Source organism: Actinoplanes sp. L3-i22 (genome assembly GCF_019704555.1).
GTDB lineage: Bacteria > Actinomycetota > Actinomycetes > Mycobacteriales > Micromonosporaceae > Actinoplanes.
Map to the genome: position 1 here is coordinate 5,714,216 of NZ_AP024745.1, position 24,124 is coordinate 5,738,339.

Annotated in this window: 18 protein-coding genes; 11 read left to right on the forward strand and 7 right to left on the reverse strand. The window is 71.8% G+C overall.

The annotated features are described in order from the left end of the window. Positions 1-19 precede the first annotated feature (19 nt). Both L3i22_RS25460 and L3i22_RS25465 read left to right on the forward strand, forming a co-directional pair. The gene (locus tag L3i22_RS25460; protein ID WP_221329464.1) at positions 20-1,234 is read left to right on the forward strand and encodes an alpha/beta fold hydrolase; all 1,215 of its coding nucleotides are present in this window, start codon (positions 20-22) and stop codon (positions 1,232-1,234) included. A 50-nt stretch (positions 1,235-1,284) separates the two neighbouring features. Next, on the forward strand, positions 1,285-1,962 hold the full coding sequence (locus tag L3i22_RS25465) for a hypothetical protein (protein WP_221329465.1): 678 nt from the start codon (positions 1,285-1,287) through the stop codon (positions 1,960-1,962). A 10-nt stretch (positions 1,963-1,972) separates the two neighbouring features. Here the strand turns inward: L3i22_RS25465 and L3i22_RS25470 are convergent, their stop codons facing one another. Together L3i22_RS25470 and L3i22_RS25475 are read right to left on the reverse strand one after the other, a co-directional pair. Further along, positions 1,973-2,371, reverse strand: coding sequence for a VOC family protein (locus tag L3i22_RS25470; RefSeq protein WP_221329466.1), 399 nt, complete (start codon positions 2,369-2,371; stop codon positions 1,973-1,975). A gap of 64 nt (positions 2,372-2,435) precedes the next feature. Beyond that, positions 2,436-2,939 carry a hypothetical protein gene (locus tag L3i22_RS25475; RefSeq protein ID WP_221329467.1) on the reverse strand — a complete coding sequence of 168 codons (504 nt, stop codon included), beginning with the start codon at positions 2,937-2,939 and terminating at the stop codon, positions 2,436-2,438. A gap of 151 nt (positions 2,940-3,090) precedes the next feature. Here L3i22_RS25475 and L3i22_RS25480 point away from each other — a divergent pair, with 151 nt between their 5' ends. The 8 genes from L3i22_RS25480 to L3i22_RS25515 all read left to right on the forward strand — a co-directional run bounded on the left by L3i22_RS25480 (position 3,091) and on the right by L3i22_RS25515 (position 15,624). Beyond that, positions 3,091-3,498 carry a hypothetical protein gene (locus L3i22_RS25480; RefSeq protein WP_221329468.1) on the forward strand — a complete coding sequence of 136 codons (408 nt, stop codon included), beginning with the start codon at positions 3,091-3,093 and terminating at the stop codon, positions 3,496-3,498. A gap of 95 nt (positions 3,499-3,593) precedes the next feature. Next, positions 3,594-5,567 (forward strand): DUF4157 domain-containing protein, encoded by a 1,974-nt coding sequence (locus L3i22_RS25485; RefSeq protein WP_221329469.1) that lies wholly within the window; start codon positions 3,594-3,596, stop codon positions 5,565-5,567. A 234-nt stretch (positions 5,568-5,801) separates the two neighbouring features. Then, positions 5,802-7,217: a short-chain fatty acyl-CoA regulator family protein gene (locus L3i22_RS25490; RefSeq protein ID WP_221329470.1), complete on the forward strand. Its 1,416-nt coding sequence runs from the start codon at positions 5,802-5,804 to the stop codon at positions 7,215-7,217. Positions 7,218-7,262: 45 nt separating this feature from the next. Further along, the gene (locus tag L3i22_RS25495; protein ID WP_255658581.1) at positions 7,263-9,056 is read left to right on the forward strand and encodes a methylmalonyl-CoA mutase subunit beta; all 1,794 of its coding nucleotides are present in this window, start codon (positions 7,263-7,265) and stop codon (positions 9,054-9,056) included. Continuing rightward, positions 9,053-11,266, forward strand: a complete 2,214-nt coding sequence (scpA, locus tag L3i22_RS25500; RefSeq protein ID WP_221329471.1) for a methylmalonyl-CoA mutase — start codon at positions 9,053-9,055, stop codon at positions 11,264-11,266. Before L3i22_RS25495 ends, scpA begins: the two co-directional genes overlap by 4 nt. Further along, a complete protein-coding gene (meaB, locus tag L3i22_RS25505; RefSeq protein ID WP_221329472.1) occupies positions 11,263-12,243 on the forward strand; it encodes a methylmalonyl Co-A mutase-associated GTPase MeaB in 981 nt (326 codons plus the stop codon). The genes scpA and meaB overlap by 4 nt, the downstream gene beginning before the upstream one ends. Positions 12,244-12,422: 179 nt before the next feature. Then, the gene (locus L3i22_RS25510; protein WP_221329473.1) at positions 12,423-13,913 is read left to right on the forward strand and encodes an IMP dehydrogenase; all 1,491 of its coding nucleotides are present in this window, start codon (positions 12,423-12,425) and stop codon (positions 13,911-13,913) included. Positions 13,914-14,115: 202 nt separating this feature from the next. Then, positions 14,116-15,624: an alkaline phosphatase PhoX gene (locus tag L3i22_RS25515; RefSeq protein ID WP_221329474.1), complete on the forward strand. Its 1,509-nt coding sequence runs from the start codon at positions 14,116-14,118 to the stop codon at positions 15,622-15,624. 53 nt (positions 15,625-15,677) lie between these two features. Here L3i22_RS25515 and L3i22_RS25520 read toward each other — a convergent pair whose 3' ends face one another. After that, on the reverse strand, positions 15,678-16,136 hold the full coding sequence (locus L3i22_RS25520; protein ID WP_221329475.1) for an SRPBCC family protein: 459 nt from the start codon (positions 16,134-16,136) through the stop codon (positions 15,678-15,680). Between the two features lie 221 nt (positions 16,137-16,357). After that, positions 16,358-17,068, reverse strand: a complete 711-nt coding sequence (locus tag L3i22_RS25525; protein WP_255658582.1) for a TetR/AcrR family transcriptional regulator C-terminal domain-containing protein — start codon at positions 17,066-17,068, stop codon at positions 16,358-16,360. A gap of 29 nt (positions 17,069-17,097) precedes the next feature. Between L3i22_RS25525 and L3i22_RS25530 the strand changes: the two genes are divergently transcribed. After that, complete coding sequence (locus tag L3i22_RS25530) at positions 17,098-18,225, forward strand: NAD(P)/FAD-dependent oxidoreductase (RefSeq protein WP_221329477.1); 1,128 nt, start codon at positions 17,098-17,100, stop codon at positions 18,223-18,225. Between the two features lie 12 nt (positions 18,226-18,237). Here L3i22_RS25530 and L3i22_RS25535 read toward each other — a convergent pair whose 3' ends face one another. The 3 genes from L3i22_RS25535 to L3i22_RS25545 all read right to left on the reverse strand — a co-directional run bounded on the left by L3i22_RS25535 (position 18,238) and on the right by L3i22_RS25545 (position 23,985). Beyond that, the gene (locus tag L3i22_RS25535; RefSeq protein ID WP_255658583.1) at positions 18,238-20,175 is read right to left on the reverse strand and encodes a potassium transporter Kup; all 1,938 of its coding nucleotides are present in this window, start codon (positions 20,173-20,175) and stop codon (positions 18,238-18,240) included. A gap of 178 nt (positions 20,176-20,353) precedes the next feature. Next, the gene (locus L3i22_RS25540) at positions 20,354-22,555 is read right to left on the reverse strand and encodes a bifunctional diguanylate cyclase/phosphodiesterase (RefSeq protein WP_255658584.1); all 2,202 of its coding nucleotides are present in this window, start codon (positions 22,553-22,555) and stop codon (positions 20,354-20,356) included. Then, a complete protein-coding gene (locus tag L3i22_RS25545) occupies positions 22,552-23,985 on the reverse strand; it encodes a GGDEF domain-containing protein (protein WP_221329478.1) in 1,434 nt (477 codons plus the stop codon). The genes L3i22_RS25540 and L3i22_RS25545 overlap by 4 nt, the downstream gene beginning before the upstream one ends. Between the last annotated feature and the right edge of the window lie 139 nt (positions 23,986-24,124).

The window sequence follows — 24,124 nt, forward strand, 5'->3', positions numbered from 1 at the left end:
GGAAAATAGCGTTCTGGTCATGACAAAGACGAGGAAATACCGCAGCCTGACGGTCGCCGTGACCGCTCTCGCCCTGGTGGCCGGCGGCGTCAGCGCCGCCGACGCGGACGTCCTGGCCGACCGGTCGGTGGCCGCCGCGGACGCGAAGGGCTGGGCCGGCATCACCCGGGAGCAGGTCCGCATCGACTTCGGTCAGGGCTGGGTAACCCAGGCCGAGCTGACCTACCCGACCCGGTCCAAAGGCCGCCTGCCGGTGGTCGTGCTGCTGCACGGCAGCGGCCACAACGACATGAATCAGACGCTGCCGGACGGCAAGGGCTCGACGTTCGTCCCGCTCGCGCAGGCCGTCGCCCGGGAGGGCTATGCGGCGCTGCGCTTCAACAAGCGCGGCGTGACCGGCATTGGCCCGGTGGAGAGCACCGACCCGGCGCAGCTCAACCCGAAGCATCCCTACGACCGGATCCAGCGGGACGCCGCCGCGGTGATCCGCTTCGCCGCCGGGTCGCCCCGGATCAACCCGTCGAAGATCTTCCTGCTCGGCCACAGCGAGGGCACCGACGTCGCCGCGAACCTGGCCGCCGACCCGGCCGCGTTCGGCATCCCGAAGCCGGCCGGTGTGATCGAGATGGGGGTCGTCGGCCAGGACATCAAGCAGCTGCTCACGCTGCAGATCTACGGCCGGCTGCTGCTGCAGCTGCACGACCAGTTCGACGTGAACGCCGACGGCCGGCTGACGGCCACCGAGGCGGTCAACGGGCTGGTCGGCCAGCCGCAGGAGGTCGCTGATCAGTTCCGGTCGGTGCTCCTCGACGGCGACAAGGTCCGCCGGAGCACCGACACCGACGGCGACGGGCAGATCGCGATCGACACCGAGGCCGGCGCGGTTCTGCGCGCGGCGACCGGCATCGACGCGTACCCGAACGTCCCGGGGCTGGAGGAGATTCAGGAGTACATCGCCGACATCGCCCGCTTCCCGACCGTGACCCAGGCGCTGCCCCGGTTCGCCGGCCCGACGCTGCTGCTCAACGGCGAGAACGACCTGCAGACCCCGGCCCGCGCCGCACTGGCCGCCGACGCCGCGGTGGCCGCGTCCGGGAACCCGAATCACAAGATCATTATTTACCCGGGCATGGCGCACACCATGAACATCACGCCGAAATTCACTCCGGAGTTCGGCGAGCCGGACCGTCAGGTTGTCAACGACATCCGGGCGTGGCTCGGTCAGTTGAATTAAAATCAAATTCCGATTATCCGGTACGGCCATTATCGTGCTCTACTCGACAAATGAGCGCGCGACGTCCGTACCCCTGGAAGCTTTTCGGCGGTGTCCTGTCCGCCGTGGTCCTGGTGTCGATCACCGGGCCCGCGGCGGCCGCCGACTATCCGTCCTTCGACGGCGTGACCACGCTGCACCTGAACGGAAGCGCCGCGGTCGTCCCGGTCGGCCCGGCCCACCGCGCGGTCCTGCGCCTGACCGGCGGCCGGCTCCCGCAGGCGGGTTCGGCCTGGGATCACGACCGCCTCGACCTGACCGAATCGTTCGGCACGTCGTTCTACGTCATGCTCGACGGCCACTCCGGCGCTCACGGAATATCCTTCGCCCTGCAGTCCACCGGCCCCCGGGCGCTCGCGGTGAAACGGGGCGCGACAATCGAATTCGACGATGCGAAGAATAGCGTCGCGCTGAACCTGAACAACACTCGGGTAATGGCCACCGAGGCGAACATTCCGCTGATCGATTCACCGTTCCTGGCCCGGGTCACCTACGACGCCACGACCAGGACACTGCGGGCCTATCTGAGCGCCCCGGACGCCGACGAGCAGCTGGTCGTCGACCGCACCGTCGACCTGCCCGCCCAGCTCGGCGCGGACCGGGCCTGGGCCGGCTTCACCGCCACCGCCACCGACCCGGCCGCCACCCAGGACATCCTCTCCTGGGAGTCGGAGCCCCCGACCGAGTGACCGGAAACGGTCAGACGTCGGCCTCGACGGCGAACGTGTTGCCGTCCGGGTCCCGGAACCAGGCGATCCGCCCGCCGCCGGCCCGCGGGGTGGTGCCCCGGGCGTCGTGCACCAGCCCCGGGTAGCGGGCGAACTCGACGCCGGCCGCGGTGAGCTCGTCGACGATCTGGTCCAGGTCGTCGACGTACCAGGTGGCCAGGGTCGCCTCGCTGGTCCCGGCGGTGGGCGACTGGTAGACGTTCAGCGCCGGCCCGCCGCCGGAGCCGTAGATCCGCCCGCCGTCGGCGATCCGCCCGCTCGGGGTGGCCCGCAACGACGGCAGGCCGAGTCTGCCCTCGTAGAAGGCGACCGCCCGCGCGATGTCGGAGACGGCGACCGAGGCTCGGAGGTGATGCGCGCTCAACGGCATCACCCCACACTCGCACGGCCCGCGCGGGTCTGCCCGGTCCGTGCGAGTACGAGGGAGCGGAAACTCAGGAGCAGAACTTGTCCATCGGCTCCAGCCACCCGGTCATCTCGGCCTCGAGCACCGAGTCGATGTCCTTGAGCGTCTTGAACTTGGCGAAGAAGGCGTCGTCCGAGGCGCTGGCGTCGATCCGCTTGAGGCTCTCCGTGCCGGCCGCCTTGAGGTCCGGGTCCTGCGCCTTCGCGGTGGACGCGTTCAGGGCGGCGCCCACCGCCTTGAGCCGCTTGCCGGCGTCGGTGCGGGCCTTCGTCGCGTTGGCGGTCTGCTTGGCCTGCTTGTAGGCGATGGTCTTGCCGAGCTCGACGCCGAAGTCCTCCATCTTCTTGCCCCCGAGCAGGGTGCCGACCGAGTCGCAGACCTTCTTGGTGTCGGCGGTGAAGTCGGCGGACGGGCTGGCCGCCACGGTCGCGGCCGGTGCCGCGGCGTCGGTGGCGTCCTCGGACGTCGAACCGCAGGCGGTGCCGGTGAGCAGCAGCGCGCCGGTGGTGACGGCCAGGATGAAGCGTCGCATGAAAGGCATCCCCGTAAATCCAGAAAGATCAAGTCCGGGCACGATAGGCGGATCGGCATCGATGCCGATACCAGCCCTTCGGCCCGACCGGGACGCCCGATCGGGCGGGCGGCGCCCCCGACCGGACGCGATTTGTCTCTACAGTGCCTCCATGCGGCCCGCGAAGATCCTCACGGCAATGATCGTCCTGATGTCCGTCTCCGCCTGCGGCCCGGACGAGCCGGCGCCCGCCGCCGCACCCCCGGCAGCATCCGCTGGCGCATCCCCGGCGGCATCCGCCGCCCCGGCCGCCACCTGGGCTTCCCCCGAGGCGGGCAAGGCCTGCAAGCTGGCGGCCGAGGCACCCCGCCCCGGTGAAGCGATCGAGATCGACGAGCAGGCGATCAAGGCCATCGTCGAGAACGCCGGAAAGTCCGGCATCCCGCGCATGGAGACGGCCGGCGCCGAGATCCAGGCCCGCTACACGGCCTGGCTCAACGCCAAGATCGGCGACGAGGCGGCCAAGGCCCAGGACGACCTCCTGACCGCGGTCGGCCAGTTCGACAGCGCCTGCGGTTGATCGATCAGGAAATCCGGCGGAGGTGAACGGGGAACGTCACCTAGATCACTTCACGATGTACACATGAGAGCTTGGCGCGTCGATATCGTACGGATGTGCCCATTCGTGCTCACCACGCCGACGAGTCCGCCCGCCCCGCTCCCGCCCGCTCGGACGCCCCGCGCCCGGCCGGCCGTGTCCAGGAATTGCTGGCGCTGCAGCGACTGGCCGGCAACCAGGCCGTGGGGCACCACCTGAGCGTGCAGCGCGAGTCGGTCCAGCAGGCCGTCGCCTCCCCGGCCCGCCCGATCGAGCCGGCCCTCCGTGCCGAGATGGAGTCCCGCCTCGGCGCCGACTTCTCCGGCGTCCGCCTGCACGACGGCCCGGTCGCGCAGCGCTCCGCGACCGCCCTGTCCGCCGCGGCGTACACCTCCGGCCGCGACATCGTGGTCGGCCCGGGCGGCCTGAGCAAACTCGACCTGGCCCACGAGCTGACCCACGTGATGCAGCAGGCGGCCGGCCCGGTCGCCGGCACCGACCACGGTTCCGGCGTCCGCGTCTCCGACCCGTCCGACCGCCACGAGCGTGCCGCCGAGGCCAACGCGGCCAAGGCGATGTCCGGCCCGGTCCCCGCCCAGCGGCAGGCCGAGCCACTGGCGCCCGGCGGGGCCGGCGAAGTGGTCCAGCGCAAGGGCACCGAGAAACTCACCGCCCAGGTGGCCGCGGCGCGGACCGCCGCCCAGGGTCCGATGGGCTGGCTGAGCACGCGGCTCACCAAGCCGGGCCCGGACGAGCCGGCCGTGGCGGCGCTGAAGCAGGCGGTCGCGGCCTACGACGCCTGGCCGGGGCGCGACCCGTCGGAGTGCCTCCAGGTGCTCACGTCGATCATGGCCGAGCAGGCCGCGAACGAGAACGAGTTCACCACCGACGCCGGCCGGGCGTACCTGGAGAGCTTCAAGGCCGCCTACCGGCGCGAGGCGCAGGTCCTCGGCGCCCAGATCAAGCGGGCCGAAGACCATCCGGCCGAGGGGGCCGCGCCCTACGAGAAGATGACCACCGACGGGGCGATGTGGAAGGAGTCCGCCCACCACGAGGACATCGGCACTTTCGGGATGTCCGGCCCGTCGTACTTCATGGAGTTGTCGGCGATGAACCGCGGCGACATGACCAGCGAGATCCAGCCGGTCAGCGGCAGCACCTGGGTGAAGGACGTCACCCAGCGCCTGGAGGCGCAGCTGCGCTCGGCCGTGCTCAGCCACTACACCCTGGCCTCGCGGGCCGACGCGATGGAGGCCGGCGGCAACGAGATCAAGTCCAAGACCGCGCTGGCCGCCGAGAACCCGACTGCGGCCCACAACACCCAGGGGTACGACACGTTCGCCCTGTCCAACGAGGGTTTCACGTTCTGGTTCATCGAGCCGGCCGGCCGCACCGGCGTCGGCCGGGACACCCGGTTCAGCAAGGACGAGAACGACACCTCGGCCCGGTCGGCCCGGATCGAACTGGACATCGAGCAGTCCGGCCTGCTGGAGTCCGGCTGGGTGATGCTCAGTGACTTCGCCCAGCGTGAGTACCCGGTGCTGGAGGCCGAGGGGGCACGCACCCGGTCGTACCTGCCCACCCGGGTTCCGGCCGACGCCGACCAGGCCAAGCGGGTGCGGGCGTTCAATCGCAGCCTGGCCGACGAGGACCAGGTCATGGAGTCGTTCACGAAGTTCACCGACGTGTCCGACGACTACGACAAGAGCATCCGCCGCCTGGTCTACCTGCAGTCGGTGACCGATGCCGACAACCGGATGGTGTATTCCGGCGGCCGCGACCCGATCGAAAAGCCGGAGCTGCTGCACAACAACGTCCTGCAGGGCCCGGACATCATCCCGGGCCTGGCCCAGCGCGCCGTCGTCGAGATCATGCGCCTGGAGAAGGTCAACCCCAAACTCGCCACCGCCCTGAAGCGGATGTCCGGCGCCGACCTGATGGTCTTCCTGCTCAAGGACCTGGTCCGCCCGCAGGCGATGATCCCCAACCGGACCTCGCTGGCCAACGCCCGCATCTACCGAGAGCCCGCCGAGGCCACCGAAACCGTCTAGATCAACTTCAAGATCTTCATTGCCTACGCTGCGGCCAATAACTGATCGTCGCTCCCGCGGGGACCCTTCCGGGCCTCGCAAGGGCGCGGGGCGCCCAGAACGCGAGACCCTCCAGGGCGACGTCCGCGGGTGGTTGCGGTCAACCCGCAAGACCGGGGCCGGTTGCGAAAGCGCGCCATCGCCGGTTCCGCCAACTGCGAATTCTGTGAAAGATGCGAATGCTAATTTCACAACATGACCCGGAGCGGCGGGAAGAAGATCTACGCGCATGCCAAGCTGCGCCGGCTGCGCCGTGACCACGGCCTCAGCCAGATCGAGCTGGCCCGCCGCCTGGAGATCTCGACCAGCTACCTGAACCAGATCGAGAGCAGCCTGCGCCCGCTCACCACGGCCGTGCTGCTGCGGATCGCCGAGGTGCTCGGGGTCGACCCGGAGTTCTTCTCCGACGCCGACGAGGAGCGCCTCGGCACCGATCTGCGGGCGGCACTGGCCGACGAGGCCAGCGGCACCGAGCTGTCCGGCACCGACGTCAGCGAGATGATCCGCGACTACCCGGAGATCGCCCGCGCGCTGGTCGCCCTGCACCACCGCTACCGGGACGCCGCCGACCGGGTCGCCGCGCTGGCCGGGCCGGACTTCACGCTCAGCGAGCCGCACGACGACGTGCGCGACTTCTTCTACGCCCACCACAACTACTTCGACCCGCTCGACCTGGCCGCCGAGGACCTGGCGTCCCGGCTGGACCTGGCGCCGGGCCGGGTCGCCGACGCGCTCACCCGGCACCTCGACGAGCAGTACGGGGTCCGCGTCGTGCACACCGGCGGCCACCGCCAAGGCCCGGACGTGCGCCGCTACGACCCGGACACCGCGGTGCTGTACCTGGCCGGCGCCCACACCGACGGGCAGCGCGCGTTCCAGCTCGCCTCGCAGCTGGCCGTGCTGGCCCACGGCGGCCTGCTCACCGCGCTGGCCGCCGACCCGCTGCTGCACGGCGAGGCGGCGCCGCTCGCCCGCATCGGGCTGGCCAGCTACTTCGCCGGGGCGCTGCTGATGCCGTACACCGCGTTCCACACCGCCGCCGAGGAGCTGCGCTACGACATCGAGCTGCTCGGCGCCCGGTTCGGCGTCGGCTTCGAGACCGTCTGCCACCGCCTCAGCACGCTGCAGCGGCCCACCCTGCGCGGGGTGCCGTTCGCGTTCCTGCGCGTGGACCGGGCCGGCAACATCTCCAAGCGCCAGTCGGCCAGCGACTTCCACTTCTCCCGGCTCGGCGGCACCTGCCCGCTCTGGACGGTCTACGAGGCGTTCGCCGCCCCGGGCCGGATCCTCACCCAGGTAGCCGAGATGCCGGACGGCAAACGCTACTTCTGGATCGCCCGCACGGTCACCCGCGGCGGCTTCGGTCACCACGCGCCGCGCAGCACGTTCGCGGTCGCGCTCGGCTGCGAGCTGCGGCACGCCCACCGGCTGGTCTACGCCGAGGGGGTGGCCCTGGACGACCGGCGCGGGGCGACCCCGATCGGCCTGGGCTGCCGGATCTGCGAGCGACAGGACTGCGCGCAACGCGCCCGGCCCCCGGCCGGCGGCTCCCTCGCCGTCGACGAGAACCGGCGCACCGCCGTGCCCTACCCGGTTCTGCGAAGCCCATGACGGTGTTGGATGGAGGAACGACCGTGAGCGATCGAAAGGTGTGTTGTGTCGACGTCAGCTGATGGGCTCACGCTGGGCGCGGACTTCCCGGCGGCGACCGCCGAGCAGTGGCGCCGGCTGGCCCTGGCCGCGCTCCGCAAGTCCGGCGCCGCGACCGAGGAGACCGCCCCGGAGCAGGTCGACGACCTGCTGGCCACGGTGACCTACGACGGCCTGCGGATGGCGGCGCTGCACACCGCCGACGACGCCCCGCCGCCCCCGGCCGGGCTGCCCGGCCAGTGGCCGTTCGTGCGCGGCTCCCGCCCGCTCGGCGGCTGGGACGTGCGCCAGGCGCACGCCGGCCGCGACCCGAAGCAGGTCCGCGAGGAGATCCTCACCGACCTGGAGAACGGCGTGACCTCGCTGTGGCTGGCGGTCGGTGGCGACGGCCTGCCGCTGAGCGCGCTGCCGGCCGCCCTGGACGGCGTCTACCTGGACCTGGCCGGCGTGGTCCTCGACCCCGGCCCGGACTTCACGGCCGCCGCCGAGGCATGGTCCGCCCTGCTCACGGCCCGTGGTGTGGACCCGGCTCAGGCCCGCGGCGGCCTCGGCGCCGACCCGCTGGGCTGGCTCGCCCGTACCGGTCAGAAGATCGCCGTCGGCGAAGCCGCGGCGCTCGCCGTCCGCTACCCGGAGCTGCGGGCGATCAGCGTGGACGCGACCGTCTACCACGAGGCGGGCGCGTCCGACGCCGAGGAGCTGGGCTGCGCCACCGCCGCCGGGGTGGCCTACCTGCGCGCGCTCACCGACGCCGGCCTGCCGATCCAGGAGGCCCTGGGCCACCTGGAGTTCCGGTTCGCCGCGACCGCCGACCAGTTCGCCACGATCGCCAAGCTGCGCGCCGCCCGCCGGGTCTGGGCCCGGGTCGCCGAGATGTGCGGCGCTCCGGAGGCCGGCGGCCAGCGCCAGCACGCGGTCACCTCGGCCGCGATGATGACCGCCCGTGACCCCTGGGTGAACCTGCTCCGGACCACCCTGGCCACCTTCGCGGCCGGGGTCGGCGGCGCGGACGCGGTCACCGTGCTGCCGTTCGACCACCGGCTCGGCCGGCCCGACGCGGTCGCCCGGCGGCTGGCCCGCAACACCTCGCTGCTGCTGATGGAGGAGTCGCACGTGGCCCGGGTCGCCGACCCGGCCGGCGGCTCCTGGTACATCGAGCGCTACACCGACGAGCTCGCGCATGCCGCCTGGGACTGGTTCACCACCATCGAGCGCGCCGGCGGGACCGTCGCCGCCCTGGACAGCGGCCTGATCTCCGACCGGCTCGCGGCGACCTGGGCGAAGCGGGCCGGCAACATCGCGCACCGCCGCGACCCGATCACCGGCGTGAGCGAGTTCCCGAACCTGGCCGAGCGGCTCCCGGAACGCCCGCCCGCACCGGTCCCGGCCACCGGGGGACTGCCCCGGCACCGGCTGGCGGAGGCGTTCGAGCGCCTGCGCGACCGCAGCGACGCGCACCTGGCCGCCACCGGCAGCCGCCCGACGGTCCACCTGGCCCTGCTCGGCTCGCCGGCCGCGCACGGTCCGCGCCTCACCTTCGCGACGAACCTGTTCGCGGCCGGCGGCATCGCGGTGACCACCGGCGAGTCCACGTCGGCCGTGGCGTGCGTCTGCGGGCCCGACCGGGCGTACGCCGAAGAAGCCGAACCCACCGCGGCCGCGTTGCGCGCCGCCGGGGCGACCCGCGTCCTGCTGGCGGGCCGGGGCGACTACCCCGGCATCGACGGCCACATCGCCATGGGCGGCGACGCGATCGCCGTGCTGACCACCGTTCTGGCCGACCTCGGAGTGGACGAATGATCCCCGACTTCTCGACGGCGAAGCTGACCGACCCGACGAAGCCGACCGACCCGGCGAAGCTGCCCGGCGCCGAGCAGGCCTGGCGCGACGCCGTCCGGGCCGGGACCGGCCACTCCGTGGACGAGCTGACCTGGCACACCCCGGAGGGCATCGCGGTCCCGCCGCTGTACACCGCCGCCGACCTGTCCGGCGTGGACTTCCTGACCACGTTCCCGGGCGTCGCGCCGTACCTCCGCGGTCCCTATCCCACGATGTACGTCAACCAGCCGTGGACCATCCGCCAGTACGCGGGTTTCTCCACCGCCCAGGAGTCGAACGCGTTCTACCGCCGGAACCTGGCCGCCGGGCAGAAGGGCCTGTCGGTCGCGTTCGACCTGCCCACCCACCGTGGCTACGACTCCGACCACCCGCGGGTGACCGGTGACGTCGGGATGGCCGGGGTCGCGATCGACTCGATCTACGACATGCGGCAGCTGTTCGAGGGCATCCCGCTCGACAGGATGAGCGTGTCGATGACCATGAACGGCGCGGTCCTGCCGATCCTGGCGCTCTACATCGTGGCCGGCGAGGAGCAGGGCGTGCCGCCGGAGAAGCTGTCCGGCACGATCCAGAACGACATCCTCAAGGAGTTCATGGTCCGCAACACCTACATCTACCCACCCGGGCCGTCGATGCGGATCATCTCCGACATCTTCGCGTTCACCTCGCAGAGGATGCCGCGGTTCAACTCGATCTCGATCTCCGGCTACCACATCCAGGAGGCCGGGGCGACCGCCGACCTGGAGCTGGCCTACACGCTCGCCGACGGCGTCGAGTACCTGCGCGCCGGCCGCGCCGCCGGCCTGGACGTCGACGCGTTCGCGCCGCGGTTGTCGTTCTTCTGGGCGGTCGGGATGAACTTCTTCATGGAGGTCGCCAAGCTGCGCGCGGGCCGGCTGCTCTGGGCCAAGCTGGTCCGCGAGTTCGGCCCGAAGGACCCGCGCTCGCTGAGCCTGCGCGCGCACTGCCAGACCTCCGGCTGGTCGCTGACCGCCCAGGACGTCTACAACAACGTGATGCGCACCTGCGTCGAGGCGATGGCCGCCACCCAGGGGCACACCCAGTCGCTGCACACCAACGCGCTCGACGAGGCGCTCGCACTGCCGACCGACTTCTCCGCCCGGATCGCCCGCAACACCCAGCTGGTCCTGCAGCAGGAGTCCGGCACCACCCGGGTCGCCGACCCGTGGGGCGGCAGCGCCTACGTCGAGCGGCTCACCCGGGACCTGGCCGCCCGCGCCTGGGAGCACATCGAGGAGGTGGAGAAGGCCGGCGGGATGGCCCGCGCGATCGACGAGGGCATCCCGAAGATGCGCATCGAGGAGGCCGCCGCCCGCACCCAGGCCCGGATCGACTCCGGCCGCCAGCCGGTGATCGGCGTGAACAAGTACCGCCCGGCGTCGGACGGCCCGATCGACGTGCTGAAGATCGACAACGCCGCGGTCCGGGCCGCGCAGATCGAGAAGCTGCGCCGGCTGCGCGCCGAGCGCGACGAGGCCGCCTGCACCGCAGCCCTGGACGCGCTGACCGAGGCGGCGGCCCGCGACCAGGGGGCGAATCTGCTGGCGCTGGCGGTCGACGCGGCCCGGGCCAAGGCGACCGTCGGGGAGATCTCCGACGCGCTGGAGAAGGTCTACGGCCGGCACACCGCCCGCGTCCGTACCATCTCCGGGGTGTATCGCAAGGAGGCCGGCCAGGTGACCAACATCGAGCGGGCCCGGGTCCTGACCGCGGCGTTCGCCGAGGCCGAGGGCCGCCAGCCGCGGATCCTGGTCGCCAAGATGGGCCAGGACGGGCACGACCGCGGCCAGAAGGTGGTCGCCACCGCGTTCGCCGACCTCGGCTTCGACGTGGACGTGGGCCCGCTGTTCGCCACCCCGGCCGAGGTGGCCCGCCAGGCGATCGAGGCCGACGTGCACGTCGTCGGCGTCAACTCGCTCGCCGCCGGACACCTCACGCTGATCCCGGCCCTGCGCGACGAGCTGGCCGCCCAGGGCCGCCCGGACATCATGATCATCGCTGGCGGAGTGATCCCGCCGCAGGACTACGACGCCCTGCGCGAAGCCGGTGCCGCCGCCATCTTCGCGCCCGGAACCGTGCTCGCCGACGCGGCGATCGGCCTGCTCGGCGACCTGTTCGGGCAGCTCGGCCACCCCCTGCCCGCGGAATGACCCGGCCCCCTCTCGACCTGGACGCGATGGCCGCCGGGGTGCGCGACCGCACCCCGGCCTGGGTCGCCCGGGCGATCACGCTGGTCGAGTCCACCCGGCCGGACCACCAGGCCCAGGCGCAGCGGCTGCTGGCCACGCTCACCCCGGACGCCGGCCGCTCGCACCGGATCGGGATCAGCGGCGTGCCCGGCGCCGGCAAGTCCACCTTCATCGATGCGCTGGGCAGCGACCTGACCGGTTCCGGTCATCGGGTCGCGGTGCTCGCCGTGGACCCGTCCTCGGTGCGCAGCCGCGGCAGCATCCTCGGCGACAAGACCCGGATGGCGCGGCTGGCCGCCGACCCGGACGCCTACGTCCGCCCGTCGCCGACCGCCGGCACGCTGGGCGGCGTGGCCAAGGCCACCCGGGAGGCGATCGTGGTGGTCGAGGCGGCCGGCTACGACGTGGTGATCGTCGAGACGGTCGGCGTCGGCCAGTCCGAGACCGCGGTCGCCGACATGGTCGACTCGTTCCTGCTGCTGGCGCTGGCCCGGACCGGCGACCAGTTGCAGGGAATCAAGAAGGGGATCCTGGAGATCGCCGACGTGATCGCGGTCAACAAGGCCGACGGCCCGCACGAGGCCGAGGCGAAGCGGGCGGCCCGCGAGCTGTCCGGCGCGCTGCACCTGCTCGGCGGCGGCTCGGCGTGGACCACCCCGGTGCTGACCTGCAGCGGCATCGAGGGCACCGGCGTCGCCGAGATCTGGGCCCAACTCACCGCGCACCGCGACAGCCAGGACGTGGACGAGCGCCGCCGCCGGCAACAGGTCGGCTGGATGCGGGTGATGGCCGAGGAGGCGATCCTGAGCCGGTTCCGCACCAACCCGGCCGTCCGCGCCGCCGTGACCGACATGGAACAGCGGATCCTGGCCGGCTCGATCACCCCGGCCCAGGCCACCGAACACCTGCTCGCGGTCTTCGACAAACCCCAGACCTAGATCAACCGCCATTCCGCCGTACGGCGAAAGCGCCGCAGGCAAAGCGGGAGCGAACCGCCTGCCGTGCCCACGCCGAACCGCACCGGGTGTCAGCCGTCCCGTCCAGGGTGGCTGGTAACGTCATTCGATCATCACGGAACAGAACAAACCGTGGCATATCGACGACTTGGAGTGCAGCCGTGCGGATCCTGCCCGAGATCTCCCGCACCTTCGGTGAGTACCTTCTCCTGCCCAACCTCACCGACGAGGGCTGCACGCCCGGCAACGTCGACCTGTCCGCGTCGCTGGTCCGGCACCCGGTCGGGCAGCCCTCGCCGATCCGCATCGCCACCCCGCTGACCAGCGCGATCATGGGGGCGGTCTCGTCCCCGGAGCTGGCGATAGCGCTGGCCCAGGTCGGCGGCATCTCGTTCATCCACCAGAACCAGCCGGTCGAGGAACAGGCCGGGATGGTCGCCGCGGTCAAGAAGCACAAGGCCGGCTTCCGGCACAACGACGTCAACATCAAGCCGACGGCGACCCTCGACGAGGCCGACCTGCTGCTGCGGGCGCACGACCACTCCGCGGTCGTCGTCACCGACGACGGCAGCCCGTCCGGCGCGTTCCTCGGCCTGATCACCGCCGACGACTTCAACTTCCACCGGCACCAGCGCGGGGACAGCGTCGAGTCCCGGATGCGGCCGGTCGCCGAGCTGGTCACCGGCGTGCCGGGGATGTCCCTGACGACGGCGAACTCGCTGCTGTGGGACTCCCGTCAGGACGTGCTCCCGATCGTCGGCGAGGACGGCCGGGTCACCGCGCTGGTCCAGCGCCGCGACTACGAGCTGCACCAGCAGTTCAGCAACGAGTCGGTGGACGAGGCGAAGCGGTTCCGGGTCGGCGCCGGGGTCAACACCCACGACTATCGTGAGCGGATCCCGGCCCTGGTCGGGGCCGGTGCCGACATCCTCTGCCTGGACTCCTCGGACGGCTATTCGGTGTGGCAGAAGGACGTCATCGAGTTCGTCCGCAAGGAGTACGGCGACACCGTCCGGATCGGCGCCGGAAACGTCGTCGACGCCCGCGGCTTCCGCTATCTGGCCGAGGCCGGCGCCGACTTCGTCAAGGTCGGCATCGGCGGCGGGTCGATCTGCATCACCCGTGACCAGAAGGGCATCGGCCGCGGTCAGGCCTCGGCGCTCGCCGAGATCGTCACCGAGCGCGACGCCTACGCCGAGCAGACCGGGATGTACGTGCCGCTCTGCTCGGACGGCGGGGTCATCCACGACTCGCACATGGCGATCGCGTTCGCGTTCGGCGCCGACTTCCTGATGCTCGGCCGCTACTTCGCCCGGTTCACCGAGAGCCCGGCGCCGTTGGTCAAGATCGGCGGGCAGGTGGTCAAGGAGTACTGGGGCGAGGGCAGCAAACGGGCCCGCAACGCGGCGCGCTACGGCCAGGGCAAGGACCTCGCGTTCGAGGAGGGCGTCGACGGCTACGTGCCGTACGCCGGCAGCCTGTACGACAACGTCAAGGTCACCCTCGCCAAGGTCCGCTCCACGATGATCAGTTGCGGTTCGACGAGCCTGCGCCAGTTCCACGACTCCGCGACGCTGGTCCAGGTCTCCCAGCAGACCTTCGTCCAGAACTCGGAGGAGGTCGAGCGCAACGACCGCCCGACCGTCGTCTGACCTCCTGCCGGGAAGTCCGGCCATATCGGTACGGGTCGCTCGAAGCCTTAGCTTAGGCTGGCCTTATTTACCCTGTTGAATGCGGCAAAGTACTGCCCTGACCAGGCTCTGTTCGGCTGCGGTTTCCCTGCGTGTAACCCGGGCCTTCGAGAGTGGTCGCGACAGATTCCTGCCACCGCCGCATTCCCAGGAGTGATAGCGCATGACCGTTTCCCGTCGGCAAGTCCTCAGTGGTGGTACCGCGGCCGGCGTCGGCCTGACCGTCGCCGGTGTGCTGCCCAGCCTCGCCGAGCCCGCGGCCGCCGCGGTGGCGCACGGACCGCACCGGCCCGGCAACGCCCCGCAGGGCCGCCCGTTCCCGCCGCTGAAGGACGACCCGGACGGCATCCTCGCCCTGCCCGCCGGCTTCGCGTACACGATCGTCACCCGCGAGGGCGTCACCGACCTGTCGTTCGGGCAGGGCAAGACGCCCGCCTACCACGACGGGACCGGGGTGGTCGCGTCCGAGCACGGCAAGCTGACGGTCATCCAGAACCACGAGATGACGCCGCACATGTCCACGTACGGGGTGCCGCACATCGCGTCGACCGTGTACGACCCCGGCGCGGCCAACGCCGGTGGCTGCACGGTCATCACCACGGATCGCAACGGACGCCGTACGGCCGAATGGGTGGGAATTTCCGGCACGGTGCGCAACTGTGCCGGCGGCGTGACTCCGTGGGGATCCTGGCTGACCTGCGAGGAGACGTTCATCAACGCCGGGACGACCTGGTCGGCGAACGGTCAGTCCGGGGTGTACCAGAAGGACCACGGCTACGCCTTCGAGGTGACCACGGCCGAGTCCCGGCACCAGATCCCCAAGCCGATCAAGGCGTTCGGCCGGTTCGATCACGAGGCCCTCGCGGTCGAGCCGAACCTCAAGCACGTCTACCTGTCCGAGGACGCGAGCGGCCCGAACGGGCTCTTCTACCGCTGGACCGCGCCGGCCGGCACCCGCCTCGGCCCCGGCCTGGCGAACCGGCTCAGCGACACCGCCGGCACGCTCGAGGCGATGCAGCTGCGTCTCGACGACGGCAGCATCGTCCCGGACATCGCCTACTTCACGTCCGCGCAGCTCGGCCGGCCGTTCAAGGTCACCTGGATCGAGGTGCCGGAGCGCGACGCCCGGACCACGCCGATCCGCCTGCAGTTCGCCGACGGCACGGTCACCCGCGGCAAGAAGTTCGAGGGGGTCTGGAGCAACGGCAAGGGCTGCTACATCGTCAACAGCTTCGCGTTCGGCGCCAACGACCTGCCGGCCGACGCGACCAAGCACGACGGCATGGTCTGGTTCTACGACTACGCCGACCAGACGCTGACGCTCGTCACGTACTTCCCGCACAACCCGGCCGCGGAGACCGAGGGGGCGTTCCCGAAGTTCGCCGACCTGACCTTCGACGGGCCGGACAACGTGACGGTCACCCCGTGGGGCTCGCTGGTGCTGGCCGAGGACGGGGTCCGCGCGTCGCACGTGCTCAGCTCGATCCCGGGCGGCCCAACCTACGCGATCGCCCGGAACCAGATCAGCAACGGCACGTCCAACGGCGCGCCGACGTACTCGGAGTTCACCGGCCCGACGTTCTCGCCGGACGGCCGGATCCTGTTCGTCAACATCCAGGTCCCGGGCATCACGCTGGCGATCACCGGTCCGTGGGAGAAGTACCTGAGCTGAACCGGTCGAACGGTGCCGGCGACCTGCCGGCACCGTTCGGTCACCTCAAAGGATCAGGGGCGCGGGACGTCGCCGCGCCAGGAGCCGGTGGCGGTGCCCCGGTTCTCGACGAACTCCTTGAACCGCTTGGCGTCCGCCTTCACCTGGTGGCTGTCGACGCCGACCGCGCTGCCGACCTTCTCGACGAAGCCCTCCGGCTCCCAGTCGAGCTGGATGGTCACCCGGGTCTCGTTGTCGGCGAGGCGGTGGAAGGTGACCACGCCGGCGTGCTTGGTGTCGCCGCCGGTGCTGGTCCAGGCGACCCGCTCGTCCGGGTGCTGCTCGGTGATCTCCGCGTCGAACTCGCGGGTCTGGCCGGCCACCTTGGTCACCCAGTGGGTGTGCGTGTCGCCGGTCTGCGTGATCGACTCGACGCCGTCCATGAACTGCGGGAAGTCCTCGAACTGGGTCCACTGGTTGTACGCGGTGCCGATCGGCACGTTGACGTCCACGGACTCGGTAACGGTACTCACGATCGATCGTCTCCTTGTGTCGAGGTACTCGTGGACTACCCCGCCACCACCCCCGCAAACAGGTTGCGTCGATTCGTGCGTCGAAACACCGGAAGATCAAACCCGCAAGGCTTCTTACGGTACGAGGTCACGCCGCCCGTATCCGCGCTGTCCGCGATCATGACCGCCCTGCCCTGCCCCGGCCGGCCGTGCGGTGGTCGCCGTCGCCGGGGCAGGGCGGGTCAGGTGATGCCGTCCAGGACGATCTCCAGGTTGTGCCGGAACGTCTCCTCCGGACTGAGGTGGGCGCCCTCCACGACCAGCCGGGCGACCGTCGGATAGCGCCCGGTCGCCAGCATCCGGCGCAGGTAGGGCCCGTTGGCGGACTGCCAGCGGGCCACGTCGGTGCCGGTCGACCGGGCGGTGCGCCGCTCGGTGATCTCCCGCCGGAGCGACCCGGCGAGGAACGCGTTGAGCGCGCTCAGCGCCCGCTGCAGCTCGTCCACGTCCCGGATGCCGGGGGCCCGGTCGAGCGCGGCCGCGGTCGCCTCGCCCACGGCGAGCGCGTGCGGGCCCAGGTGCGGCCGCCCGCCGAGCAGGTCGGCGAACCACTCGTGGTCGAGGGCGACCTCCCGGGTCCGGTGCACGAGGGCCAGCACCGTGGCCCGCCACCCGGCCGGGAGCTCGGCCTCGGCGATCCGCGCGTACACCGCGTCGACCATCAGATCCAGCAGCTCGGACCGGTTGGTCACGTAGTCGTAGAGCCGCATCGGGCCGACCCCGAGCTCCTTGGCGATCTTGCGGATCGACAGCGCGTCGAGGCCGTCCGCGTCGGCCAGCCGCATCGCGGCGGCGGCGATCTTCGCCCGGCTCAGCGGCACCGGCGCCGCGCGCGGCTGGGGCTCGGGGCGTTCCCAGACGGGCAGGGGTGCGCTACCGTACGGCGTATCCATGAGGTACATCGTACGGTAAGGAGTCGACGATGCACATCGCGATCGCCGGAGGTGGCCTCGGCGGCCTGACCCTGGCCCGGATCCTGCACCGCCACGGCATCGGCGCGGCGGTCTACGAACGCGAGGCCGGCCGCGCCGCCCGGGGCCAGGGCGGCCTGCTCGACCTGCACCCGGAGTCCGGGCAGAAGGCGCTGGACGACGCGGGCCTGACCGCCGAATTCCGCTCCGAGGCCCGCCCGGAGGGGGAGGAGCACCGCATCCTCGACCCGGCCGGCCGCACCCTCGTGCACCACCTGCCGCGGCCCGGGTCGTTCGCCGGGCGCCCCGAGATCGACCGCGGCGTCCTGCGCGACCTCCTGCTCGACGCGCTGCCCGAGGAGACGGTGTCCTGGTCGCGGCGGCTGGTCGCGGCGGCGCCACGACCCGGCGGCGGCTACGAGCTGACCTTCGACGGCGGCCACCGGGCCGGGTGCGACGTGCTGATCGGCGCGGAGGGCGCGCGCTCGGTGGTCCGCCCACTGCTCACCGGGACGACGCTGGCGCCGGTGGGCACCCTGGTCGAGCTCACCATCGGGGACCCCGACGCGCGCCACCCGGAGCTCGCCGAGCTGGTCGGCCCGGGCAACCTCTGGTGCGTCGGGGAGTGCCGGATCCTGGCGGCCCAGCGCCTCGGCGACAGCATCCGGGTCGGCGTCTCGCTGCCCGCCGACGACCGCGACCCGGACGTCTACCGGGACAAACGCGCCCTGCTGGAGCTGTTCGACGGCTGGAGCCCCCGGCTGACCGCGCTCCTCGAACCCGGGGACAACCCACCGACGGTACGACGTATCGAGACGATGCCCGCCGACCCGGGCTGGACCCACCGGCCCGGCGTCACCCTGATCGGTGACGCCGCGCACCTGATGCCACCGGTCGGCGAGGGCGCCAACCAGGCCATGCTCGACGCCGCCGAACTGGCCGCCGCGCTGATCGCCGACCCGGCCTCGGCGATCCGGACGTACGAGGAGGCGATGTTCACCCGGATCCGGCCGATCGCCGAGAGGTCCGCCCGGATCCAGGCCATGATGCTGTCCCCGACCGCGGCCGACGACCTGGTCCGCTTCTTCACCCCGGCCGCCGAGCGCGGGCGGCCGGAGACCCCGGCCGTCGCGCGCTGACGGCCGGCGGGGTCAGACCTCGATGTGTGAGCCCATGATGACCGTGCGGTCGCGGGGCAGCCCGAAGTACTCCGCGGCGTCCGCCGTGATGTACGAGGTCGCGATGAACAGCCGCTTGCGCCACGGCGCCATCGACGGCGCGCGCCCGGCCCGCAGCTCGATCTTCGACAGGAAGTAGGACGCCCGGTCCAGCTCCAGGTCGCCCTCGGTCGCGTCGGCCGGGATCAACCGCATCGCGGCCGGCACGTCCGGCGTCTCCATGTACCCGAAGCGGGCGGTCACGTAGATGATGCCGTCGTCGCCGTACCCCAGGTCGTCCACGATGATCCGCTCCTCGACCGCGATCCGCGGCACCGGCTCGGTGGTCAGCGACATCACCACGACGTTGTCGTGCCGCACGTGGTTGTGCTCCACGTTGGCGCGCAGGGCCAGCGGCGCGGTCTGGGTGCCCCGGTTCAGGAAGATCGCCGTGCCGGGGACCCGCTGGATCGTGGACTCGTCGCTGTGCAGCCCGCCGACGAACTCGCGCAGCGAGCCCTCCCGCCGGTCCCGCTCCGCGGTGACGATCTTGCGGCCCCGCTGCCACGTCGTCATCAGCGTGAACGCGGTCAGCGCGATCAGCAGCGGCAGCCACGCGCCGTGCGCGAGCTTGGTCAGGTTCGCGCCGACGAACAGCAGATCGACCGCGAGCAGCAGCGACGCGCCGCCGATCATCACCCAGAGCGGCGCGCCCCAGCGGTTGCGGGCGACGTAGAAGAAGACCAGCGTGGTGATGGTGATCGTGCCGGTCACCGCCATGCCGAACGCGTAGGCCAGCGCCGCCGAGCTGCGGAACGCGAAGACCAGGGTCAACACCGAGAACATCAAGAGCCAATTGATCCACGGTACGTAGATCTGCCCGGCCGACGACTCGGAGGTGTGCACGATCCGCAGCCGCGGCAGGTATCCGAGCTGCGCGGCCTGCGAGGCGACCGAGTACGCGCCGGTGATCACCGCCTGCGAGGCGATGACCGTGGCCGCGGTGGCCAGCAGCACCATCGGGATCCGCCCCCAGCCCGGCACGAGCAGGAAGAACGGGCTGCTGATGTGGGCCGGGTCGTCGAGGATCAGCCCGCCCTGGCCCAGGTAGCTCAGCGTGCACGCGGGCAGCACCAGGAACAGCCAGCCGCGGGTGATCGCCCGGCGCCCGAAGTGCCCCATGTCGGCGTAGATCGCCTCGGCGCCGGTGACCGCGAGCACGATCGCTGCCAGGGCGAAGAAGGCAATCCCGAAATGCCCGGTCAGAAAGCCCACCGCGTACGTCGGGGAAAGCGCTTTGAGAATTTCCGGGTGCCCGGCGATGCCGCTGACGCCGCACGCGCCGATCGACGCGAACCAGAGGATCATCACGGGACCGAAGACCCGGCCGACGGCCGCCGTGCCCCGCCGCTGGACCAGGAACAACGCCACGATGATCACCGCGGTGACCGGCACCACCAGCTCACCCAGCGACGGCTCGACGACCTTGACGCCCTCCACCGCGGACAGCACCGAGATGGCCGGCGTGATCATGCTGTCGCCGAAGAACAGCGAGGCGCCGAAGAGCCCCACCCCGGCCAGGACGAAGGCCGCCTTCTGCCCGCGCTCCCCGCTCCAGCGCCGCAGCAACGCGATCAGCGCCATGATGCCGCCCTCGCCGTCGTTGTCGACGCGCATCGCCAGCAGCACGTAGGTGACCGTCACGATGATCATCACGGACCAGAAGATCAGCGACACCACGCCGAGCACGTTCTCCGTGCTCACCGGCACCGGGTGCGGGTCGTCCGGGTTGAACACGGTCTGCAGCGTGTAGATCGGGCTGGTGCCGATGTCCCCGAACACCACACCCAGCGCGCCGATGACGATCGCGAGGCGCGCGGAGTCCCGTACGCCGGAATGGTGTTTCTCGGTCTTGATCTGCGGCGCGGCCACAGCGGTCTCCCTCGATGCGCGTGACCGCGGCGACGATGCCGCGGCAATACCGCGCGTGAGGATACTCGCGGCCCACCACCCGCAACGGATCACCACCGGTCCGGCTCGAGCGCCGAGTCGATCGCTCCGGGCCGGGCGGGCGCGGTGCTCACGCCGTACCCGAGCAGGGTCTTGATTCTCAGCGTGGCCGGGGTGAGTCGGGAATCGTGGTGCCGCTGACGAAGGCGGCGAAGTCGGTGGGGGAGAGGGGTTTGGCGTAGAGGTAGCCCTGGCCGATGTCGCAGCCGAGTGCGCGCAGCTCGGCCGCCTGTGGTTCGGTCTCGACGCCCTCGGCGACGGTGGCCAGGTGCAGGACCTGGGAGAGGCGGACGATCGCGCCGGCGACCGCGGAGCCCTCCGGGGTGTCGTCGAGCTCGGCGACGAAGCTGCGGTCGATCTTGAGGATGTCGACCGGCAGGCGGGTGAGGTACTGCAGGGACGAGTACCCGGTGCCGAAGTCGTCGATGGCGATGCGGATGCCGTGTTCGCGCAGCACCCGCAGGGCGGCGATCCCGCCGGTGTCGTCGACCAGGGCCGACTCGGTGACCTCGAGGACCAGGCGGCGCGGGTCGGCGCCGACCCGGTCGAGGACGGCCAGGATGTCGTGCACGATCGCCGGCTCGCGCAGCTGGCGGGGCGAGAGGTTGACGCTCATGTGCAGGTGCTCGCCGCCGGGGACCGCCGCGAGCTGGATCAGGGCCTGTTCGAGGACCCACAGGCCGATGTCGTTGATCGCCCCGGAGCGCTCGGCGACCGGGATGAACCGGACCGGGGAGATCGGGCCGCGGGTCGGGTGCTGCCAGCGGATCAGCGCCTCGGCGGCGATCGGCCGCCCGCTGATCAGGTCGACCTGCGGCTGGTAGAGCACGTGCAGCTCGTCGCGGTCCAGGGCGTGCTGCAGGTCCTCGGCGAGGGCGGCGTCGTCGGCGCGGTGGTCGATCATCGACGGCTCGTAGCGGGCGTAGCGGTGACTGCCGGCCCGTTTGCTGTGGTACATCGCGGTGTCGGCCTGCCGCAGCAGCACCTTGCTGTCGTAGCCGGCCGGCGCGGTGGCGATGCCGATGCTGGCCCGCACCGGCACCAGGTCCTCGTCGAAGCGGGCCGGATGCCCGGCGGCGACGGCCAGGATGCGCTGCGCCGCGGCGATCGCGTCGTTGACGTGGCCGGTGTCGGCGAGCAGGACGGCGAACTCGTCCCCGCCGATCCGGGCGCACACGTCGACGCCGCGGACCGCGGCCCGCAACTGCCGGCCGACGTGGGTCAGGAACGCGTCGCCGGCGGCGTGCCCGTAGGCGTCGTTGACCAGCTTGAAGCCGTCCAGGTCGATGAGCAGCAGCGCGGCCGGGTCGCCGCGCTTGGCGGTCCGGTCCAGGGCCTGATCGAGGCCGGCCCGGTTGCACAGGCCGGTCAGCGTGTCGGTGGTGAGCTGGTCGTGGCTCTGCCGGACGGAGATCAGCTGGCGCCAGGCGGCGCCGCCGGTCATCACGGTCAGCCCGCAGACCAGGCCGCCCCAGGGCAGCAGCTGCCCCTCCCGGATCGTCACCGTCGCCATCAGCAGGCAGCCGGTCAGCATCGCGGCCAGCGGCAGATGGGTGGCCCAGGCGGGCGGGCCGCTGGTCCGGGCGGTGAACGGCAGCCCGGCCCGGGCGACGGTGAGCACCGGGGCGAGCGTCATCAGCAGGTCGGCCACGGCCAGCCCGGACAGCAGCCGTGGGTCCTGGGTGAACAGCCAGGTCAGGTCGACGACCAGGTAGAGCGCCAGGCTCCCGGCGAAGAGCGTGACCGGCGCCGCGAACCGGCTGACCGCGCCACCCAGGATGATCGCGGCGACCGCGGTCAGCAGCAGCACGTCGCCCAGCGGCCAGCCGATCGTGGCGACGCTGGGGTCCGTGCCGGTCCGGTGGGCCAGCACCGGCTCGATCGCGAAGTACCAGATCGACATGAACCCGGCGGCCAGCACCGCGACCAGCTCGGCCACCAGGGCGGTCTTCGCGCGGCCGGTGAACCGCCGCGAGATCGAGGCGAACACGCCGGCCGCGAGCAGCCCGAACATCAGCAGCCGGGTGATCCCCGCGACCGACTGCCAGGACAGCATCAGGCCCGCGGTGCAGAGCGCGGACGCGGCCCGGCCGGCGGCGATCAGGCGCCACGGGCCGAGGCCGCTGGGGCTGGTCCGGGCGGCGCGCCAGCTGTACCGGGCGCCGATCAGGTTCAGCACCAGGATGATCGGCGCGACGATCCGGTTGTCGAATCCGGCGAGCAGCAGCCCGGCCGGCACCGTCGCGATCAGGGCGAGGGCGACCGGCGACCGACGCCACCCGGCCAGGATCCACGAGGTCACGACGCGGCTGCCGGGAGGAGCGGTTCGGTGGTGATCCGGGCCCGTCCGGCGTGCTTGCTCGCGTACAGCAGCTCGTCGGCGCGATGCAGAAGACCTTCCGGGCTTTCCCGTACGTCCCAGCGGGCCAGGCCGGCCGAGAACGTCTGGCCGGAGGGTGTGGCGGCCAGCAGCCGCTCCAGGACCCCGGTCGCCTCCGCGGCCGTGCAGCCGGTGAAGAGCAGCCCGAACTCCTCCCCGCCGTACCGGGCCAGCAGGTCGCCGTCGCGCACGTGGGCGCGCCAGGCGGCCGCCGCGGTGGCCAGCAGCTCGTCGCCGGCCTGGTGGCCGTACGCGTCGTTGAACGCCTTGAAGTTGTCCAGGTCGACCAGGGCGACGAACAGCGACTGCCCGGTGAAGGTCTGCTCGGTGACCGCCTCGGCGAGCCGTTCGTCCCACTGGCGGCGGTTGGCCAGGCCGGTGAGGGCGTCCTGCCGGGCCAGCAGGGTCAGCCGCTCGGCCTGGCTCTCGATGCGCCGGACCAGCCCGGCCATCCGTACCGCGACCAGCAGGAACAGGATGACCGAGGTGATCCCGGTGGCCAGCCAGTCCTGCCCGGCCCGGCCGGTGGCGCCCTGGTACAGCCCGACCGCCGGGGCGAGCAGGACGATCGCGGTGAGCAGGAACAGCCGGGGCCGGACGAACGCCGGCGGCCGGCGCAACGGCACGGTCAGCCGCCGCATCGACGGGTGCAGGGCGGCCGCGGCGACCAGGGTGTTGGCGAGCAGCGCGATGGCGTCGACCGATCCGGTCAGGTCGAACCGCGGGTCCGGGACGACGATCACCAGGATGTCCCCGACGGCGGTCAGGACCAGGGCGGTCAGCAGCAGCCGGTAGCTGACGGTCCGGGCGCCGGGGGTGGTCACCAGCAGCGAGCCGAGGACGAACAGGGCGATGTCGCCGCCCGCGATCACCACGGCCAGCACCTTCCCGGTCCATGGCGTGCCGCCGGCCGCGACGTCGTCGCCGAGCACGAAGACCCAGTAGAGCAGCCACAGGCTGGTCGCGACCAGGCCGGCGTCGATCCAGGCGGTCCGGTCGTGGGCCCGGGCGCGGCCCCGGATCAGCCCGGCCAGCGCCCAGCAGATCAGCGGGTAGCCGGCCAGCTCCAGCAGGTCCGCGGTGCGCGACCAGCCGGGCGCGCCGGTCACCCGGTTGATCACCGTGCTCACCAGCCACACCGTGAGGCCCGCGATGAAGGTGTGCCAGGTCGCCGGCTGCCGCGGGCGGTAGTGGGCGACGGCGCGGACCACGATCGCCAGGCAGAGCCCGCCGACCAGGGCGTACGCGACGGCACGGATCAGGCCGGCGGCGGGCAGCAGCGCGTACCCGGCAGTGGCGGCGGCGCCGACGGCGACACAGCTCTGCCAGGCCGGGCGGCCGTTGATCGCCATACAACGGTGATCGGCATCTTCGGCTCAGGTGTGAGTGCTCCGGCCGGTTGGTTGCTGTCTGGCAACGAACTGGCGGGCCCCGGCCCGCTCGGCGGCACTTGTGGTCAGACTGTTCCGATGTCGCAGACCGAGGACCCGC